Below are 17,909 nucleotides of genomic sequence, written 5' to 3'. Positions count from 1 at the left end.
AACACTACGATATGATACCGATATGGAATCCCCCCACGAATCGGGGGGATTCCTTGTTTCGGCGGATCCATCGGTATCGGTCATTATCCTGATGATGGCGAGGTGAACTTGATGAAGATTTCATTATTTGTTACTTGTCTCAGCGATGCCTTGTTCCCGCGTGTAGCTGAAGCGATGGCAAGACTCCTGGGAAGGTACGGCGTGCATTTGGAATTCCCGGAAATTCAGACTTGCTGCGGCCAGCCGGCCTACAACAGCGGGTATTGGGATGAGGCGCGGATCAGTGCCAAAACCATTTTGGATGCTTTTGAAGATAGTGATTTTGTTGTGGCTCCTTCGGGCTCCTGTACGTATATGATTCATCATTATCCGGATTTATTTAAAGATGATCCAACATATTTCAAAAAAGCGAAAGCGCTTCAATCCAAGTGCTACGAGTTCACACAATTTTTGGTTGATGTTCTGGGTGTAACTGATGTAGGAGCCTTTTATCCGCAAAAGGTTACCTATCATCCTTCCTGCCACGGAAGTCGACTGCTTGGCGTAAAGGAGCAGCCATTAAAGCTGATGCAATATGTGAAGGGTCTGGAGCTTGTTCCATTGCCTTTTGCTGAGGATTGCTGCGGGTTCGGTGGAACGTTTGCCGTAAAAATGGCGGATATTTCAGGTGCCATGGTAACGGAGAAAAGTGATCATGTGTTGGAAACTGAAGCCTCTGTGCTGGTCGGTCTTGACATGGCCTGCCTCATGAACATTGCCGGCAATCTTCGTCATCGGGGGGAGAGGGTTAAGGTCATGCATCTTGCCGAGCTTTTGTATGAGGGGGTGTGTGCACATGAGCTCATCTGAATTGAAAGCCAAGACGGTTAAGGAACGTGCAGGTCAAGCCCTTAACAATGATTTTCTGCGGAATGCGGTGAAGTTTACGACAGAGCGGCTGCGGCTTGGCAAAAAGCTTGCGTCCGAAGAACATGGCAACTGGGATGTTTGGAGAGAGCGTGGACGCCAGATCCGGCTCCATACCATTGCTCATTTGGATTACTATTTGAATGAGTTTGCTGAACAGGCCAGGGCGAACGGAGCCCATGTCCATTTTGCTGAGACAGCGGAGGAAGCGGTGGCGATTTCGCTCCAGATCGCGGAACATAAGTCGGCGAAGTCCGTCGTGAAATCGAAATCCATGGTCTCCGAGGAGCTGCATCTGAACAAAGCCCTGGATTCCATCGGTGTGGAAGCAGTGGAAACGGATCTCGGCGAATATATTATCCAGCTTGCAGATGAAACGCCTTCTCACATCATTATTCCCGCCATTCACAAGAACCGTTATCAGATCGCGGAGTTGTTATCTGCAGAGGCAGGCGAGACGCTGCCTCCCGATACAACGATTCTGGCAGGTTTTGTCCGCATGAAGCTGCGCGAAAAATTCCTTGAGGCGGATATTGGCATGACGGGGTGTAATTTTGCAATTGCCGAGACAGGCTCCATGGTATTGTTCGAGAATGAGGGCAATGCCCGCATGGTCACGACCGTGCCCAAGACTCAGATTACCCTGATGGGCATGGAGCGGATCATTCCGTCATGGGCAGATCTCGAAGTAATGGCGACCTTGCTGCCGCGGTCGGCGACTGGTCAGAAGCTGACTGTTTATATGTCCGGCATTAGTGGGCCGAAGAGAGAAGCGGATGCAGATGGACCTGACGAAATGCATATTATTATCATCGATAATGGACGTTCTCTGCAGCTCGGCGATCCTGAATTTCAGGAACTGCTGAACTGTATTCGTTGTGGTGCATGTCTGAATGCATGTCCCGTTTATCGTCATATTGGCGGGCATGCCTATGGCGGTACGTATAGCGGACCGATCGGTGCTGTATTAACGCCAGCCTTGAACAAGAACGTAGCGGAATGGGACGATATCGCTAACGCCTCCAGCTTGTGCGGCGCCTGTTATGAAGCATGCCCCGTGAAGATTCCCTTGCATGATATGCTGGTATCCCTGCGCCGCCGAAAGATTGAGTCCGGGCGCGGTGACAAGCTGGAAGCGATGGGGATGAAGGGCTTCTCAGCGGTCATGGGGAATGCCAAACGCTATCGCAGTGCGATAAAGCTTGGAAAGTGGGGACAGAAATTAGTCGTACGAGGCGGGGAAATAAGGACGCGCATCGGCCCATTAAAGGGATGGAATTCCTACAGGGTAACACCAAGTTTGCCAGAGCAATCCTTCCGTGATCGTTGGCCGGAAGTTGCGCAGGAAATTCAGAGCACATCTGGACCAATGGACCCTGAAATCACAGCGCGATTGAAGGAGCGTCTATCGGGAGCAGAAGTCCAAAAGGGGGAGAAGTCCCATGACTAGCGAAACGGATCGCAGTTGGCTTAACCGCCTTGAAGAACAGTCACGTCTGAAACAAGAGCAATTCATGGACGGTATTGCGGCCAAGCTGGGGAGAGACCGGGTACGCACTGCTCCGGAGCACCCCTTCCGCGGTGCACCCGACTTTTGGAAGGAGTTCGAATGGCCGCTGGAGCAGAGGATTACGCAGTTTAATGCCAACTTTGAAGCAGCTGGCGGCCATGTAGTCAGGCTGAGCAATCGAGATGAGGTCAGCCGGTTCATTAGGGACAAATCGCTGGAGATGAGTGCGGCTACAATTCTCCGTCAGCAGGAAGAGGCGCTGGACCACCTAGGGCTCGAAGAGAGTTTGCCGGGAGCACAGGTACGCTCCTGGAATGATGAAGCAGACACCGATTGGAGGGCTGTAGCTGCCAGAGCAGACTTTGGTATTGTCATGGCCGATTATGCGGCGGCTTATACCGGTTCAATAGTGGTGAAATCTGCCCCGAATAAAGGCAGATCCGTCAGTCTGCTGCCGACCGTGCTAATGGCTGTCATCCCCGTTGACCGAATGGTTACCCGACTGGGCGAGATATTGGTGCAGTTCGATCAGGCCGGGCGTGAGCAGCTTCCCGCAGGCATTCATTTTATCTCAGGACCAAGCCGCTCCGCTGATATCGAGAACGATCTTACGATTGGCGTTCACGGTCCTGGCATTGTATATGCCTTGCTGGTAGATTCCTTTGAGAATTAACGAATGATATTCTATTAATAAATAGCCCCAAGCGGGAGCAGTAACGATATGCTCACGGCTTGGGGCATTACCTTCAACGACAAGGCTCTTAACCAATTCTTCATCCTGGCCATCATACCCTATAATAAACAGGTCAATCGTTCTCTTGACTGCAGCCCACTCTTCAGCAGACGTATCATTGAGGGATTGACTCCAAACATCGGTTGTTTTTGGATTAGAAGTTCCCTGTTGGATGGAGACTGTCTGCGTTTTGGAATCCCATGAGACATTAGCCCCAAGTGCCTTAGAGATCGTGCTGATCGGTACGAGAACTCGGCCATTTACATTCTTTGGAGCAACATCGGTCGCAATATTGTTCCCATTCACGACGATTTTAATTTTCCCAGATCCAAAAGCATAAGTCCCTCCCAAACGCAAGATTCGTTTGATTTGTTGCCAAAAAAGTAAAAAACTATATTTGTTAATTAGGGAAGGAGCGGCGGAGAATTTTGCGGTACAATCATCAAGGGGGAATCTATGAAAATAAGAATGCTATTTATAATGGTTTTGCTCATCGTTTCATTTATGCCCGCCTGTTCAAAAGCGGGAGACAACAAAAACCAGGAGACACACAATCAAAATCCAACCACCATTAATATCTCTCTTTACAGAACTGATTCAACAAAAGTTCAACCGGAACTGATCAATGTGGTAGGCGTAGGCGACCCTCATTTATTGAAACAGGCTTACGATTGGAAAAAAGATGGCATTCAGAGCATTCAGGCTGCTTTACCTTACCCTGATAAGATTGATCGTATTTATGTCCTCCAATATTCATACGAAGGAGCCAACCCAAGATCGGAGTATTTTATGTACGTAACGGACAGCGAAGGAAACAACTATATAAAGCAATTTGAATATAACGGTTCTTACGATTCCTATCAGGGTTCTCTGAAAAAAGAAGATATTTTAAATAAGATTGGTCTTGACGGTTGGAAGAAAGTTTCCGCTATAGAATGGTTGTAGTAGTGGGTTCCGAACTAATAGATGAAATTCCTTTAAACTCAAAATAAAACCCACTCCTATGTGAAAGCAAGGAGTGGGGAAGGGGAATCCATCAGTAGCTGGCTACTCGTTTACATATCTATTCTTGCAAGGGAGATTATTTGCCCTTTCGCGTCAGTTCAGCCAGATGGTCCCACTGCTCATGAGTCACTTCCGCCAAGTCGTTGAATTGCCCCGCTCCCTGGAGCCATTCACCCCCATCAATCGTAATGACATCGCCATTAATATAACCGGCATAATCGGAAATGAGATACGCGGCAAGATGGGCTAGCTCCTCTGCGTCCCCTACACGGCGAAGGGGGATGCGGTCGATCATCTTTTGCTCCAGGTCAGGCGTGGGCGATAGTCTGGACCAGGCGCCTTCGGTCGGAAACGGACCTGGAGCGATTGCTACCTGTCGGATACCGTAAGCGGCCCATTCAACCGCAAGGGAACGTGTCAGCGCGATGACGCCTGCTTTGGCAGCTGCAGAAGGAACCACGTAGCCAGAGCCTGTTGAAGCATAAGTTGTGACGATGTTAAGCATCGTCCCGCTTTTGCCTTGCTCTATCCAGCGCTTGCCGACCTCCAGGGTAGCGTAAAAGGTGCCATGCAGAACGATGTTCAGCACCGCATCTACAGCTCGAGGAGAGAGACGCTCCGTTGGGCTGATAAAATTCCCGGCGGCATTGTTGACTAGCACGTCAATGCCTCCATAATGAAGCTCTGCCGCTTCAACGAGAGCAGCGATCTGCGCAGGATCCCGAACATCGCAGCTCCTGTACCATACCTCGAAGCCCTGTTGACTTAACTCTTCGGCAGCCTGACGCAGAACTTCCTCACGGCGTCCGCAGATGGCGAGCTTGGCGCCGAGCTGTGCGAATTTCTCACCCATGGCTCGCCCAAGTCCTGTTGCACCTCCTGTAATTAATACGACTTTATTAAGCAGCAAATCGTCGGTGAACGGTCCCATGGATCAATCTCCTTTCATCCAGGTGATGGATAGAGGCAAAGCAAAGATAGACGGATAAGATAAAGATACGGGAAAGCTATAATAATCTTCACGAATTTGTAATCGCTTACAATGAGAGTACCATGGTTCTTCATTCCCGTCACCCCTTACTTGATTCAGAATAGTGCTGCTTGGTTAGGATAATTAGAAAAGCTGGTTAAAACCGTACTTAGTCGTCCATTCTACATCTTATATATCACATATGCCCTGGCATTAAGATAACATCACGAGACGAGGATGGCGATATGAATCTGAAATCACTGACGGAGCGGCTGATACTTAAGACGATAACGGGCAGCACTTCTGTTGATATCACGAACCTAGATACAGATTCACGAGAGATAAGGCCCGGCGGCCTGTTTGTCTGTGTTCCGGGCTTTCACGTGGACGGCCATGACTATGCCGAGAATGCAATACGAAACGGCGCGGTTGCCATCGTCGCTGAGCGGGAGCTGCCGTTGCTGCCAGGAGGCATTACCCTTATTGTGGTACCGGATACCCGAAGAATATTGCCGATTCTCGCAAACGTTTTTTATGATAGTCCTACACAGCGTTTGAAACTGATCGGAATTACCGGAACGAATGGCAAGACAACCACAACCCATATGATTGAAAAGATCCTTAACGATGCTCATTGCAAAACGGGCATGATCGGTACATTGTACATGAAGATCGGAGATCATGTTGTGAAGACGCTGAATACGACGCCGGATACGATCCAGCTGCAGCGTTATGTACATACCATGGTCGAACAGGGCGGCTCCTATGCCGTGTTGGAAGTGTCTTCGCATGGATTGGATATGGGGAGGGTTCGGGGGTGTGATTTTCAGACCGTTGTTTTTACGAATTTATCACATGATCATTTGGACTTCCATCCGAATATGGAGAGTTACCGCAACACGAAAGAGCTGTTGTTTACCCAGCTGGGCAACAGCGAGTCTGACATGCTTAAGAAGGCAGTTTTGAATGCTGATGATGAAGCATCGTCCTATTATGCGAAACGCACATCCGCACAGATCGTCACCTATGGCATTCATAATATGGCTGATGTTCAGGCAACGCATATTCAAATAATACCCGAAGGCTGCGAGTTTCATGTTGAAACGCCATGGGGGCACGGCAAAATCAGTATGAAGATGCATGGTGCTCATAATGTGTATAACGCCCTTGCCGCGGTGACCACTTGCCTGCTGGAAGGGATATCGCTTGAAGAAATCCGCAGAAGTCTTGAACAATTTTCAGGGGTTGAAGGCCGGTTTCAAGAAATAGAAACAGGACGAAGCTTTCGCGTGGTTGTAGATTATGCTCATAATCCCGATGGACTCAAGGCTACATTGCAATCCGCCAAGGAAATTACCAGTGGCAAAATGATATGCGTGATGGGGTGCCGAGGCGAGAGGGATCGATTGAAACGACCGATTATGGCGGATATTGCTGCTTCATACTCGGATTATGTGTTATTCACAACAGACAATCCGTTCTCGGAGGATCCGGAGCAGATTATGGCGGAGATGCTGGGTGGATTAATCTCGCATGAGGCCGGCAATTGGGAGGTTATCCTGAATCGTAAAGAAGCCATTCAACGGGCAGTGGAATTGGCAGGTGACCATGATCGGATCATTATTACGGGACGAGGACATGAGACCTGTTATATAGCAGGCAGCCAAATTGAAACGTATAGCGATGTGGATATTGTGTTGAATTCATTGGAGTGTATGAAGCAAGGCATCCAGATCATGACACCGGAGCTATAAAAATTACCCGGAGGTGCTGGATTATGAAACAAAAGAAGTTTGGAGCAGTCGTAATCGCGGCTTTGCTGTTTCTTGTTGCCTGTACAGGGTCTCCCTCTTCTAAGGAAGAAGGGAGGCAGGAAGAAATTCAGGAGAAGAAAACCGATCGAGCCTACCGAGTGGTTGCAGAGCAGTTGAGAACACCCTGGTCTATCGATTTTGACGGTGATACGGTTTATATCAGCGAGCGGGAAGGGAATATCGTTCAGATCAAGAACGGTGTAATGACCAGACAGTCGGTTCATACCAACAAGCCGGTAGCACAGATAGGGGAAGGGGGATTCCTGGGCTTTGCGTTAGCTTCTGATTTTCAGGATTCCGGAAATGCCTTTGCCTACCATACCTATGAGCAAGGTAAAAAGCTAATGAACCGGTTGATTCTTCTGAAGCAGGAGGGGAGTCAATGGAGAGAGTCTAATGTCCTTCTGGAGCGTATTCCCGGCTCTAATGTGCATAATGGAGGGAGAATATCGATCGGTCCTGACGAGATGCTCTACGTAACGACAGGAGATTCGGGTGAAGGAGAACTTGCGCAAAACCAGGAGAGTCTGGCAGGCAAAATATTACGATTGACGCTGGATGGAAAAGTTCCGGCGGATAATCCGAACGCAGGCTCCTATGTCTTTACATTAGGGCATCGGAACTCTCAGGGCCTGGCCTGGAATTCGAAGGGGGAATTGTACAGTTCTGAGCATGGACCATCCGGTACGCCGGGAGGACATGACGAAATAAATGAGATCAGAGCAGGCAGTAATTACGGATGGCCCGAAATTATTGGAGATGAACAGCAAGAGGGCATGAAATCACCAATTTACCACAGCAGTGAAACGGCTATTGCGCCTTCCGGGATCGCTTTTGATGATGAGGATCACTTGTACGTTGCAACCCTTCGCGGTCAGAAGCTGTATGAATATCAGCCGGAGAATGACTCGCTTAAGGTGGTAATTGAGGGTGAGGGCAGATTAAGAGATGTCAAAATCCATAACGGGCGAATTTATGTCATTACGAACAATACCGATGGCCGGGGAGTGCCCTCCGATCAGGATGATCGACTGCTTGTGTTAGAATCATTCCATTAAGTGGACATGTCTGCTGATTCAGAGAATAGAATAGATTAAGAACAGCAATTAAAAAGGCCCCTTCCCTGTATGGAAGGAGCCTGAAGTGGCAATAACAGATATTATGTTTGCTAGGCTTCGGTTTGTTTTCGAATGCGATACACGCACTTTTTACCGCCCTTGGCAAGGCACTCGGTACGTTCCACATCTGCCTCCAGCAGGGATTGAAACAGGTCTAGCTCACAGCGACAGGCATGCTGATACCGGTTGGCTACCTGGGATATGGGACAGTTCAGCTCTTCGAGGAGATACTCCTCTTCAGTGACTTTTTGGTAATCTACCATATAGCCGTTATCGTTCTGAATCTGGGCAAGGGCAGCCACCCGATCCTCGAGGGCCTCCGCTTTGACCGTCGGCGTGTACTTGTTCAACAAAGTATCCTTTCGCTTATCAAACAGCAGTGAAATCATCTCATCGCCAGCCTCTTCTTGCAGCTCATTAAGCAGATCGAGCGCGAGCGCATGATAATTCTTAGGGAAAAAGTCCTCCGCGGAATCGGTAAGACGATATAAAGATACAGGTCTTCCCATCGGCTGCTTCACGGTTCGGTATGTGATGTAGCCCTCATTCTTCAAGCTTTCGAGATGACGCCGTACGGCCATTCCTGTAATGCCAAGTGCTTCGGTAATGGACTTTGTGCTGAGCTCACCATTTATTTTTAACATTTGCATGATATATTCGCGGGTGGAATATGCAACTTCTTGATTCACTATAATCACCGCCTTGATTCTCGATGAATCTCTCATTTATAACAAAAAAGTTTAAAAAGCAATATGTCTCATCTTATGTCTTTACCTACCATAAGTCAACCGGAATGGCGGATTTTTGGAACCTGTCATAACACGGTTTGTTGACAACTGGGAAGATTAACCACATAATTATTATATATTATAGTATAAAAAGTATAGAAATCCACATGATCTGTGAAGCATACCTTCACGAATGGGAAGTTTGGAAAGTAGGAAGCACGATTATAATTAGGAAGGTGGAATTGCGGATGTATGTTATTGGTTCAGCTTGTATTGAAGAGAAAGCGGGAGAATGCGTGGATGTATGCCCTGTTGATTGCATAGAAGAAGGGGATGACCAGTTCTACATCGATACCGATATATGTATTTCCTGCGGTGCTTGCGAAGCTGCTTGCCCTGTTGCAGCCATTTTTTATTTTGAGGATCTGCCGGAAGACCAGAAGCATTACTTTGATAAAGCGGTAGAATATTACAAAAATAAGTAGGGAGCTCTGGCGCTCCGGTTTGAGTCTATCGGACGCTCCGGTTTGAGTCTATCCGCTCTGTTGTCCGTCCGTTTCTCGAATGGAAACAGGCAAGGTAGAAACGGACTTCCAAAGGATCGGCTATCCTCAAACCTCCGCTGGAGAGAATGATCTAAAATACTAAAGATAAAAGATTGAAAAGATCAAAAGATTTGAGAAATGAGAGAAGATAGATTACTTAAAGTTAAAAGACTAAAAGATTAGATTATGTGATCACATATATAGAAGCTAAGATAAATAGTCGAATTAAGAGAGCATCAAGCAGAAGTGTTCATGCACATAAAATATTTCTAAATACATAAGCCATCCGGGATGAGCAAGGGCAACCTTGAATTCATTTCTCGGGTGGTTTAATTATATCTACCATTTCAAGCCATCCTGGATGAAGAATGTTCCATTTATTCTTTTCCGGGGTGGCTTAATTGTTGTTTGCAATAGCGTTGTTATCTACATTTTAGGAGATACCATGTCAAGTTCATGTCATGTTGTGCACGTTGCGAGGTCATTTGTTTTCATGTAGGAGATAGAATTTCTTTCGCAAAAAATTGAAATGCTTACATTTCCATAGATAAAAAAATAATATTTAAATGTGTCATATATATTGACACTTTTATAATACGCGTTTTATTATTAATATCACTGGAGAATAAAATTCATAAAAATGATAAAAATCACTGTTTTTTGATGATTGTAGATCTTTTAAATTGGTAAAATGATCTATTTAATCTACTGGTGAAATTAATTAGGGGATGTCTTTCATGAAAAAGCATGATCAAGACTTTATGAAGCGGCAGAACAGACTCACAGTATTTCAAATCATCAAGAATGAACAGCCGATTTCAAGAGCAGCTATTGCCAAACAGACGGGAATGAGTCCAACCACAGTCAGTCGCATCGTATCCGAGCTGACGGAAGAGGGTTACGTACACGAAAAAGAAGAACAAGCTTCCACAGGTCGTGGAAGGAAATCTTCTCTCATCGAGCTGCTGGATACAGCGGTGATCTCGATCGGCATTGAGCTGGATCGTCATCAAGTCAATATTGGATTTATCGATGTACAAGGAAATGTGTTATGCAGCGGCAGTTGTCCCAGAGCTTCGAATGATACGGCGGAGGTCACGATTGCTCGGATAGCAGACACCATCGAAGCGCTCATCTTGGATTGCGATATTGATCGCAGACGGGTCGTGGGAATTGGTGTAGGTCTGCCAGGAATTATCGATGTTGACGCAGGTATTGTTAAATTCTCGGTACAGCTTGGCTGGAAGAATGTACGTTTATCCGAGAGACTTAAGGAATTAACAGGTCTTCAAACGGTCGTAGATAATGAGCTGAAGGTAAAGGCGTTGGCAGAGCAGTTGAAGGGCTCGGCATACGGATCCAACCGGACCGTTTTGCTCGGCTTCGGTAACGGCGTTGGTTCCGCGCTCATCTTGGATGGGGAGATTTACCGAGGAGTAACCAACAGTGCCGGGGAAATCGGACATACGACCGTAGACCCTGAAGGTATGATGTGTGACTGCGGCAAAGCAGGATGCCTTCAAACATATATTAATATACCGTCACTGTTGTCAGAAGCCAGCAAGATCAAACCAATTCATTCGATTGAAGAATTGTTTGCAGAGAGACAGGCTGGAACGCGATGGGCGAACTATTTAATCGACAGAGCTCTTGCCTATATGGCGATTACGATTAATAACGTCGTCAGCATGTACAATCCGGACAGCGTCATTCTAAGCGGCGAGATTCTGGACAAGTTTCCTGAAGTATATGAAGAGATTACGAATTTATGCTATTCGCAGTACATATGGGAACCGCTGCATGATTCCTTTACGATTGTCCGCTCCAAGCTTCATGAGCATGGCGTTGTTATCGGATCGGGACTAGTAGCTCAGGACCTATATTTTCAATTGAATTAAATTCATCAGGAGATCGGAGGATCATCATCATGGGATTTGTACCATTAGTAGAGGAATATCGCGGAAATGTACTGGAGAACATCCACTACGGAGCGATCAGCGTTGTAGATGACAAGGGACAGGTAATTTATTCTGCGGGTGATCCGCATCACATGACTTTCCTGCGATCAGCGGCTAAACCGTTCCAGGCAATCCCGGTTATGAAGCGCCGCATTGACGAAGTGTACGGACTTACCGGGGAAGAAACGGCATTGTTTGCAGCTTCCCACCGCGGTGAACGTTTCCACATTGACGCACTGGAGTCTATTTTGAGAAAGACCGGCATTCGGGAAGAAGCGCTTCATTGCTGCGCAACTTACCCACTGAATGAGGATGCCAAAGCAGAACGACACCGGGACCATGAGGAGAAGCGTCGAATCTTCCACAATTGCTCTGGTAAGCATAGCGGCTTGATTGCCCTCTGCAAGTATATGGGCTGGGATGAGGACACATATTACAAGCCGGAGCATCCGGTCCAGAAAGAGATTATCGAGACGCTGGCATATTTCGCTGAAGTGCCGGTATCCTCGATCCCGCAAGGCATTGATGGCTGCGGACTTCCTATCTTCGCGCTTCCTCTGGACCGCATCGGTTATTCTTTCCTCAAGCTGGCTTGCCCAGATTTGATCAATGATGCAGAGACTGCAGATGCAGCTGCCCGAATGGCCAAGCTGATGAATGAGTATCCGGATATCATTGCAGATACGAAGTTTGTATGCTCTGCCTTGCTTCGTGACCACAACCTGGTTGCCAAGGGCGGTGCGAAAGGGGTATATGGTATCGGTCTTCGGAAAGAACGCCTGGCAATCTCGCTTAAAGTCTCCGATGGCTCGGAACAGGTATGGCCATGCATCATTGCCTCTATTCTGGAGCGACTGGGTTACAGCGATCAAGCGACGATTGACCGATTGTATGAGCTTGTCCCTAATGAAATCTTGAATGATGGCGGTACGCTCGTTGGAGAACGAAAAGCCGTTTACGAATGGAATGCTTAAGCCCGTGAGGAACTCAAGGCTGGAGGCAGATTGCCGAGGCGAAAGAGTGAATCTATAGATACTTACACATCAAAGGGGGAAAATCAACCATGAGATTCAAAGGTAGAACATGGTCACTGCTCATGCTGCTGCTCGCATTTACGATTGTTGCTGCAGGCTGCGGAAACAGCGGAGGTGGCAAAGGTGCAAGTGAAGGCGGCGGGGAATCCAAGCCGGTAACGAAGAATAATAAAGATATTGTCATTGCGATCAACGCAAACTTCATTACACTGGATCCTCACAATGCGGGCGATACACATTCCATTTCCGGTGCTCGCACGATGTACGAAGGTTTGATGGGCTTCAACGATAAGATGGAACTTGTTCCAGTATTGGCTGAAGATTACTCGATCAGTGATGATGGACTGACGTACACATTCAATCTACGCAAGAACGTTAAGTTTCATGACGGAACAGATTTCAATGCTGAAGCCGTAAAAATCAATATGGAACGCATCATGAACGAAGAAAATAACCTGCGGATGCGTAAAAGCTTCGCGACCGTTGCCGATGTTCAAGCTCCGGATGAGCACACGGTTGTGTTCACCCTTAGCCAACCATATAACGCTTTCTTGAATAAAGCGGCCATGGCCCTGATGATCAGTCCTAAGGCGCTTAAGGAAAGTAAGGATATCACGAAAGATCCTGTGGGTACAGGAGCTTACAAGTTCAAAGAGTGGGTTCAAGGCGACCGTCTGGTCGTAGTGAAGAACGAAGATTATTGGCAGGAAGGACTGCCTAAGGTAGACAGCATTACATTTAAACCGGTACCTGAGAACGGTTCCCGTATTGCGATGCTGAAAACAGGCGAAGCGGATTTCATCTATCCTATGCCAACCGAGCAAGTATCTGATGTGGAAGGCGATTCTAATATCGTCATCGACAAGATCGATTCCACCATCGTTCGTTATGTCACGCTCAATACAATGAAGAAGCCATATGACGATCTGAAAGTTCGCCAAGCGATCAACTATGCAATCGATAAAGATGCTTACATTAAAGTTGTTAAATCCGGATTGGGTTCGAAACTGACTTCATCTATGTCCTCCATGACACAATACTATTCTGAGCAATCCGGTTACGATTATGATGTAGAGAAAGCCAAATCGCTTCTGGCAGAGGCTGGTTATCCGGACGGATTTGAAGCTGAACTGTGGGGCGAGAACGATTCCGAAACGATTAAAGGCATGCAGTTCTTTGCACAGCAGCTGGCTCTTGTCGGAATCAAAGTCGATGTGAAATCGATGGAAGGTGCAACATTGTCCGACCAGATCAACTCGGCTACGCCGGATAATGCAAAAATTCAAATGTGGTATGTAAGCTGGTCCCCATCATCAGGCGATGCTGACGGCGCAACAAAAGGTCTGTTCAGCAGCGAGTTCTTCCCGCCAGCTGGTGCTAACACAGCTTATTACAAGAACGACAATGTAGACCAATGGATCAAGGATGCCAACGCATCCGTGAAAGCTGAAGATGCTAACGCAATCTATGCCAATATCCAAAAACAAATCTGGGAAGATGCACCATGGGCATTCCTGGGTGTAGATCAGGTAATCACGGGCAAACGTGCTTATCTGGAAGGCGTTAAGGCATTGCCGGATGGATCGATCAGCGTGATCGACGCAGAAGTGAAATAATCAGGCAGCGAAGAGCTTGCTAAACGTATACCTTGTGGTGGGCCGCCTCTTGAATCATTAAGGAAGCGGCCCGTCTTATTTTATTAAGCTGGCATGTTGAAAGGAGGCACATCCTTTGGGAAGATATGCAATTCAGAGGCTGCTGGGTGTTATCCCGCTGTTGTTTGTTGTATCCATCCTTGTATTTATGTTTATTCACCTGATTCCTGGGGATCCGGCGCGATTAGTTGCAGGTAAGGATGCCACCCTTGAGGAGATCAACGGGATTCGAGAGCAGCTGGGCTTGAACTTGCCGTTATGGCAGCAGTACGTGAACTACATGGGTGATCTATTAAAGGGTGACTTGGGTGTATCCGTTACTTCCGGTCTGCCGGTGACGGACATGCTCGCAAGCCGATTCCTCCCCACCATTATACTGACTTTTACAAGTCTTGGCTGGGCTCTGGTTATTGGTCTTGTCATTGGTATCATATCTGCCGTTAATCGCGGTAAATGGCCAGACTATATCGGAATGTTGACTGCGATATCCGGTATTTCCCTGCCGGGCTTCTGGCTGGGACTTGTACTTATTCAAATTTTCTCCGTCGAGCTGGGGTGGTTCCCGACAGGCGGCGTCGATACTTGGCAATCCTATATCCTTCCCTCCTTTACATTGGGAGCCGGGATAATGTCCATGCTGGCCAGATATTCCCGTACTTCGATGCTGGAGACCATGCGTGAGGATTATGTCCGGACAGGACGCGCAAAGGGTTTGCGAGAATTTGTCGTAGTTGGAAGGCACGCACTCCGCAACTCCTTGATCCAGGTGGTAACCGTTGCTGGGCTGCAGTTCGGCTTCTTGCTGGGCGGTTCGGTTATGGTCGAGACCGTATTCAGTATTCCCGGTATGGGACGTCTCTTGATAGATTCGATTGGCTTCCGTGATTATACCGTTATTCAAGCGCTGCTGCTTCTGTTCGCAACCGAATTTATTCTGATTAACCTGATTGTCGATTTACTGTACGGTGTACTGAATCCAAAAATCCGGTATGCATCGAAATAGGAGGGGGAAGCCATGAGCGATAATTCAACAGTGACGGTCCATTCCTCCGTACCGGAGGATACGCTTGCAAAGAGTCCGACGACGGGCAAATTTAGAGCGTTTATGTCCAAATTTATGAAGCAAAAGCTTGCCGTTATATCTAGCGGATTTATTCTATTATTGTTAGTGCTCGCGGTGATTGGTCCGCATATCGTTCCATATCCGCCAAATGAGCCGAATTATGATGCGATGATGCAAGGCCCGTCGGCAGCCCATTGGGCAGGTACGGACGAGTATGGCCGTGACATTCTGAGCCGTTTGATTGACGGAACCAGATTGACGATGGCGGTCAGCCTAAGCGCAGTATTTATCTCTGCAGTTCTTGGAACAATTCTTGGCCTGATCAGCGGGTACTATGGCGGATGGATCGATCGTCTCATCATGCGCGGCAGTGACGTGATGTTCTCGTTCCCAGATCTGCTGCTTGCCATCGGTATCGTGGCGATCTTGGGGCCTGGCTTATCCAATGTGGTCATCGCGGTGGCCGTCTTCGGCACACCGTCCTTTGCCAGAATCATTCGAAGTGTGACGCTCTCTTCCAAGGAGTCTTTATATGTAGAAGCTGCGAGATCGATGGGTGCCAAACATAACCGTATTATATGGAAGCATATTTTTCCTGAGACGATCCCGAGCATTATTGTCAACGTGTCCATGAGAATCGGCGGCGCTATTCTGGCGGCTTCATCCTTAAGCTTCCTCGGACTTGGAGCTAAGGCTACTGAACCGGATTGGGGCGCGATGCTTAGTATGGGACGCGATTACTTGAGTATTGCACCTCATATCGTGTACTACCCGGGCTTATTGATATTCCTGACCGTGCTTGCATTCAACTTGATCGGTGACGGACTGAACGATGCCCTGGATCCGAAAACGAAAAACTAGTAGGGGGGATAGATCGTGACGCAAACATTGCTTGAAGTAAAAGGTCTTAAAACCGAATTCAAACGCGATGGATCATCAGTGCTTGCCGTAGCAGGAGTCGACTTTCACATCAATAAAGGCGAAGTGCTTGGGCTCGTGGGTGAATCCGGTTGCGGCAAAAGCGTGACCTCCCTGTCCATCATGAGGCTGCTTAAAGATACGCCCGGCAGAATTTCCGGAGGCTCGGTAAGCTTTGAGGGCAAGGATCTTGTGCAATTATCGGAAAAAGAAATGCGCCGCTATCGCGGAAACGAGCTGGCTATGATCTTCCAGGAGCCGATGACCTCGCTGAATCCGGTTCTTCGCATCGGCAAACAGCTGGAAGAGTCGATTATGCTTCATTTGGGTTACAGCCGGAAGAAAGCGCGTCAGCATGCCATCGACTCTCTTAAGCTCGTAGGCATTCCGAGAGCGGATGAGGTCGTGGATGACTATCCGCATCAATTGTCAGGGGGAATGCGGCAGCGGGTTATGATCGCAATGGCGATGTCCTGCAATCCGAAGCTGCTGATCGCCGATGAGCCCACAACCGCCCTGGACGTTACAATTCAGGCTCAAATCTTGGACTTGATGAATCGTCTGAAGACCGAGCAGGAGATGGGTATGCTGCTTATTACGCATGACCTTGGGGTCGTAGCTGAAATGTGTGACCGAGTGGTCGTTATGTATGCTGGCCGTGTTGTAGAAGAGGCGACGGTGGAAGAGTTATTTGAGAATCCTCAGCATCCGTATACGAAGGGACTTATCAGTTCGGTGCCGAAGCTTAGACAAAAGGTACACCGTTTGGAGTCCATCCCAGGTAATGTGCCGGATTTGCGGAATATGCCAAAAGGTTGTAAATTCGCTCCACGGTGTCCGTATGTGATGGAGCAATGCTTATCCCAAGAGCCGGACCTTCTTCCGGTAGCAAATGATGAGCAGCGAAAGAGCCGCTGCTGGCTGACACAAGAAGGTCACTCGAAGGGAGGAGAAACGGCATGAACGAAACGCCTTTATTAGAAGTAAAGAATTTGCAGAAATCATTCACGATAAAAAAAGGTTTCTTCGGTACGACCAAGCAGCTTCGCGCCGTGGACGGAATCTCCTTTGCGATCCATAAGGGTGAAACCTTCAGCCTGGTTGGCGAAAGCGGCTGTGGTAAATCGACGACCGGTCGTTTGGTGACCCGTCTGTTGACACCCAACAGTGGCGAGGTTCTTTTTAACGGGACCGACATCAGCGGATACAATGAGAATCAGATGCGTCCGCTGCGTAAAAATATGCAGATGGTCTTCCAGGATCCTTATGCTTCTCTGAATCCGAGGATGAAGGTTAAAGAGCTAGTAGCCGAGCCGCTGCTTATTCATACCAAGCTGAGTACCAAGGAGCGGGACAAGCTGGCTTGCGAGCTGCTGGAAACGGTAGGCTTAAACAGCTTTCACGCTGAACGTTATGCTCATGAATTCAGCGGCGGGCAGCGACAGCGGATCGGGATCGCAAGAGCTCTGTCCGTACGTCCGGATCTGATTGTTGCCGACGAGCCTGTATCGGCTCTGGATGTGTCTATCCAATCTCAGGTGCTGAATCTGCTACAGGATCTTCAGGAAGAGTACGGGTTAACCTATCTGTTCATTTCTCACGACCTCAGTGTCGTTGAGCATATCAGCGACCGGATCGGCGTTATGTATTTGGGCGCATTGGTAGAGACGGCTGATAAAGATACGCTCTATGAACGCCCGCTGCATCCATATACACAGGCGCTTCTGTCTTCGGTGCCCGTACCGGATCCGAAGCAGAAGAAGGAGCGGATCATTCTGAAAGGGGATCTGCCAAGTCCGGTGAATCCGCCTACAGGCTGCCGTTTCCATACTCGTTGTCCTTCCTGCATGGAAGTATGCAAGCAGATTACACCTGTATTCCGCGAGGTTGAGCCGGGACATCAGGTAGCTTGCCATTTATATGACGAAGAGATCATGAAAAAAGCTTAACAG

The 17,909-nt window shown here is 48.0% G+C and carries 17 protein-coding genes; 14 read left to right on the top strand and 3 right to left on the bottom strand.

What is annotated here, in order from left to right; genetic code table 11:
• Window positions 1-111 precede the first annotated feature (111 nt).
• Genes ABEQ74_RS03740 through ABEQ74_RS03730 form a run of 3 tightly spaced genes read left to right on the top strand, consistent with a single transcriptional unit; the run spans window position 112 to window position 3,089 of the window.
• On the top strand, window positions 112-849 hold the full coding sequence (locus tag ABEQ74_RS03740; protein WP_430119627.1) for a (Fe-S)-binding protein: 738 nt from the start codon (window positions 112-114) through the stop codon (window positions 847-849).
• Window positions 836-2,356, top strand: a complete 1,521-nt coding sequence (locus ABEQ74_RS03735) for a LutB/LldF family L-lactate oxidation iron-sulfur protein (RefSeq protein WP_430119625.1) — start codon at window positions 836-838, stop codon at window positions 2,354-2,356. Before ABEQ74_RS03740 ends, ABEQ74_RS03735 begins: the two co-directional genes overlap by 14 nt.
• Complete coding sequence (locus tag ABEQ74_RS03730; protein WP_430119623.1) at window positions 2,349-3,089, top strand: LutC/YkgG family protein; 741 nt, start codon at window positions 2,349-2,351, stop codon at window positions 3,087-3,089. The genes ABEQ74_RS03735 and ABEQ74_RS03730 overlap by 8 nt, the downstream gene beginning before the upstream one ends.
• Here ABEQ74_RS03730 and ABEQ74_RS03725 read toward each other — a convergent pair.
• Window positions 2,988-3,455 carry a stalk domain-containing protein gene (locus ABEQ74_RS03725; RefSeq protein WP_430119621.1) on the bottom strand — a complete coding sequence of 156 codons (468 nt, stop codon included), beginning with the start codon at window positions 3,453-3,455 and terminating at the stop codon, window positions 2,988-2,990. The genes ABEQ74_RS03730 and ABEQ74_RS03725 overlap by 102 nt on opposite strands.
• Before the next feature lie 150 nt (window positions 3,456-3,605).
• On the opposite strand from ABEQ74_RS03725, the gene ABEQ74_RS03720 reads away from it, so the two are divergent.
• A complete protein-coding gene (locus ABEQ74_RS03720) occupies window positions 3,606-4,094 on the top strand; it encodes a hypothetical protein (RefSeq protein WP_430119620.1) in 489 nt (162 codons plus the stop codon).
• Between the two features lie 136 nt (window positions 4,095-4,230).
• On the opposite strand, the gene ABEQ74_RS03715 is transcribed toward ABEQ74_RS03720, so the two are convergent.
• On the bottom strand, window positions 4,231-5,085 hold the full coding sequence (locus ABEQ74_RS03715; RefSeq protein ID WP_430119618.1) for an SDR family oxidoreductase: 855 nt from the start codon (window positions 5,083-5,085) through the stop codon (window positions 4,231-4,233).
• Window positions 5,086-5,369: 284 nt separating this feature from the next.
• Between ABEQ74_RS03715 and ABEQ74_RS03710 the strand changes: the two genes are divergently transcribed.
• Both ABEQ74_RS03710 and ABEQ74_RS03705 read left to right on the top strand, forming a co-directional pair.
• Window positions 5,370-6,878, top strand: coding sequence for a UDP-N-acetylmuramoyl-L-alanyl-D-glutamate--2,6-diaminopimelate ligase (locus ABEQ74_RS03710; protein WP_430119616.1), 1,509 nt, complete (start codon window positions 5,370-5,372; stop codon window positions 6,876-6,878).
• 23 nt (window positions 6,879-6,901) lie between these two features.
• The gene (locus ABEQ74_RS03705; protein WP_430119614.1) at window positions 6,902-7,996 is read left to right on the top strand and encodes a PQQ-dependent sugar dehydrogenase; all 1,095 of its coding nucleotides are present in this window, start codon (window positions 6,902-6,904) and stop codon (window positions 7,994-7,996) included.
• Window positions 7,997-8,106: 110 nt separating this feature from the next.
• On the opposite strand, the gene ABEQ74_RS03700 is transcribed toward ABEQ74_RS03705, so the two are convergent.
• Window positions 8,107-8,745, bottom strand: coding sequence for a helix-turn-helix transcriptional regulator (locus ABEQ74_RS03700; RefSeq protein WP_430119612.1), 639 nt, complete (start codon window positions 8,743-8,745; stop codon window positions 8,107-8,109).
• Window positions 8,746-9,032: 287 nt separating this feature from the next.
• Between ABEQ74_RS03700 and ABEQ74_RS03695 the strand changes: the two genes are divergently transcribed.
• The 8 genes from ABEQ74_RS03695 (at window position 9,033) to ABEQ74_RS03660 (ending at window position 17,906) form a co-directional block, all read left to right on the top strand.
• Window positions 9,033-9,269: an indolepyruvate ferredoxin oxidoreductase subunit alpha gene (locus ABEQ74_RS03695; protein WP_015736133.1), complete on the top strand. Its 237-nt coding sequence runs from the start codon at window positions 9,033-9,035 to the stop codon at window positions 9,267-9,269.
• 797 nt (window positions 9,270-10,066) lie between these two features.
• Window positions 10,067-11,227, top strand: coding sequence for an ROK family transcriptional regulator (locus tag ABEQ74_RS03690; protein ID WP_430119609.1), 1,161 nt, complete (start codon window positions 10,067-10,069; stop codon window positions 11,225-11,227).
• Between the two features lie 29 nt (window positions 11,228-11,256).
• Window positions 11,257-12,261, top strand: a complete 1,005-nt coding sequence (locus ABEQ74_RS03685; RefSeq protein WP_430119607.1) for an asparaginase — start codon at window positions 11,257-11,259, stop codon at window positions 12,259-12,261.
• An 89-nt stretch (window positions 12,262-12,350) separates the two neighbouring features.
• Window positions 12,351-13,937 carry a glutathione ABC transporter substrate-binding protein gene (locus tag ABEQ74_RS03680; protein WP_430119605.1) on the top strand — a complete coding sequence of 529 codons (1,587 nt, stop codon included), beginning with the start codon at window positions 12,351-12,353 and terminating at the stop codon, window positions 13,935-13,937.
• 115 nt (window positions 13,938-14,052) lie between these two features.
• A complete protein-coding gene (locus ABEQ74_RS03675; protein ID WP_430119603.1) occupies window positions 14,053-14,979 on the top strand; it encodes an ABC transporter permease subunit in 927 nt (308 codons plus the stop codon).
• A 12-nt stretch (window positions 14,980-14,991) separates the two neighbouring features.
• The gene (locus ABEQ74_RS03670; RefSeq protein ID WP_430119601.1) at window positions 14,992-15,900 is read left to right on the top strand and encodes an ABC transporter permease; all 909 of its coding nucleotides are present in this window, start codon (window positions 14,992-14,994) and stop codon (window positions 15,898-15,900) included.
• Window positions 15,901-15,915: 15 nt separating this feature from the next.
• A complete protein-coding gene (locus tag ABEQ74_RS03665; RefSeq protein WP_430119599.1) occupies window positions 15,916-16,920 on the top strand; it encodes an ABC transporter ATP-binding protein in 1,005 nt (334 codons plus the stop codon).
• Entirely contained in the window at window positions 16,917-17,906 is a 990-nt protein-coding gene (locus ABEQ74_RS03660) for an ABC transporter ATP-binding protein (protein ID WP_430119596.1), read from the top strand. Before ABEQ74_RS03665 ends, ABEQ74_RS03660 begins: the two co-directional genes overlap by 4 nt.
• Window positions 17,907-17,909 lie beyond the last annotated feature (3 nt).

The sequence above is a fragment of the Paenibacillus solani genome (assembly GCF_050475945.1).
In the GTDB taxonomy this organism is placed as follows: Bacteria; Bacillota; Bacilli; order Paenibacillales; family Paenibacillaceae; genus Paenibacillus_AQ; species Paenibacillus_AQ solani_A.
This window is presented reverse-complemented; position numbering and strand designations above follow the sequence as displayed.

What these genes read in the sequence shown, in the direction of transcription:
- ABEQ74_RS03740 (WP_430119627.1), top strand. Translation starts at nt 112, where the DNA reads ATGAAGATTTCATTATTTGTTACTTGTCTCAGCGATGCCTTGTTCCCG.
- ABEQ74_RS03735 (WP_430119625.1), top strand. Translation starts at nt 836, where the DNA reads ATGAGCTCATCTGAATTGAAAGCCAAGACGGTTAAGGAACGTGCAGGT.
- ABEQ74_RS03730 (WP_430119623.1), top strand. Translation starts at nt 2,349, where the DNA reads ATGACTAGCGAAACGGATCGCAGTTGGCTTAACCGCCTTGAAGAACAG.
- ABEQ74_RS03720 (WP_430119620.1), top strand. Translation starts at nt 3,606, where the DNA reads ATGAAAATAAGAATGCTATTTATAATGGTTTTGCTCATCGTTTCATTT.
- ABEQ74_RS03715 (WP_430119618.1), bottom strand. Translation starts at nt 5,085, where the DNA reads ATGGGACCGTTCACCGACGATTTGCTGCTTAATAAAGTCGTATTAATT.
- ABEQ74_RS03710 (WP_430119616.1), top strand. Translation starts at nt 5,370, where the DNA reads ATGAATCTGAAATCACTGACGGAGCGGCTGATACTTAAGACGATAACG.
- ABEQ74_RS03705 (WP_430119614.1), top strand. Translation starts at nt 6,902, where the DNA reads ATGAAACAAAAGAAGTTTGGAGCAGTCGTAATCGCGGCTTTGCTGTTT.
- ABEQ74_RS03695 (WP_015736133.1), top strand. Translation starts at nt 9,033, where the DNA reads ATGTATGTTATTGGTTCAGCTTGTATTGAAGAGAAAGCGGGAGAATGC.
- ABEQ74_RS03690 (WP_430119609.1), top strand. Translation starts at nt 10,067, where the DNA reads ATGAAAAAGCATGATCAAGACTTTATGAAGCGGCAGAACAGACTCACA.
- ABEQ74_RS03685 (WP_430119607.1), top strand. Translation starts at nt 11,257, where the DNA reads ATGGGATTTGTACCATTAGTAGAGGAATATCGCGGAAATGTACTGGAG.
- ABEQ74_RS03680 (WP_430119605.1), top strand. Translation starts at nt 12,351, where the DNA reads ATGAGATTCAAAGGTAGAACATGGTCACTGCTCATGCTGCTGCTCGCA.
- ABEQ74_RS03670 (WP_430119601.1), top strand. Translation starts at nt 14,992, where the DNA reads ATGAGCGATAATTCAACAGTGACGGTCCATTCCTCCGTACCGGAGGAT.
- ABEQ74_RS03660 (WP_430119596.1), top strand. Translation starts at nt 16,917, where the DNA reads ATGAACGAAACGCCTTTATTAGAAGTAAAGAATTTGCAGAAATCATTC.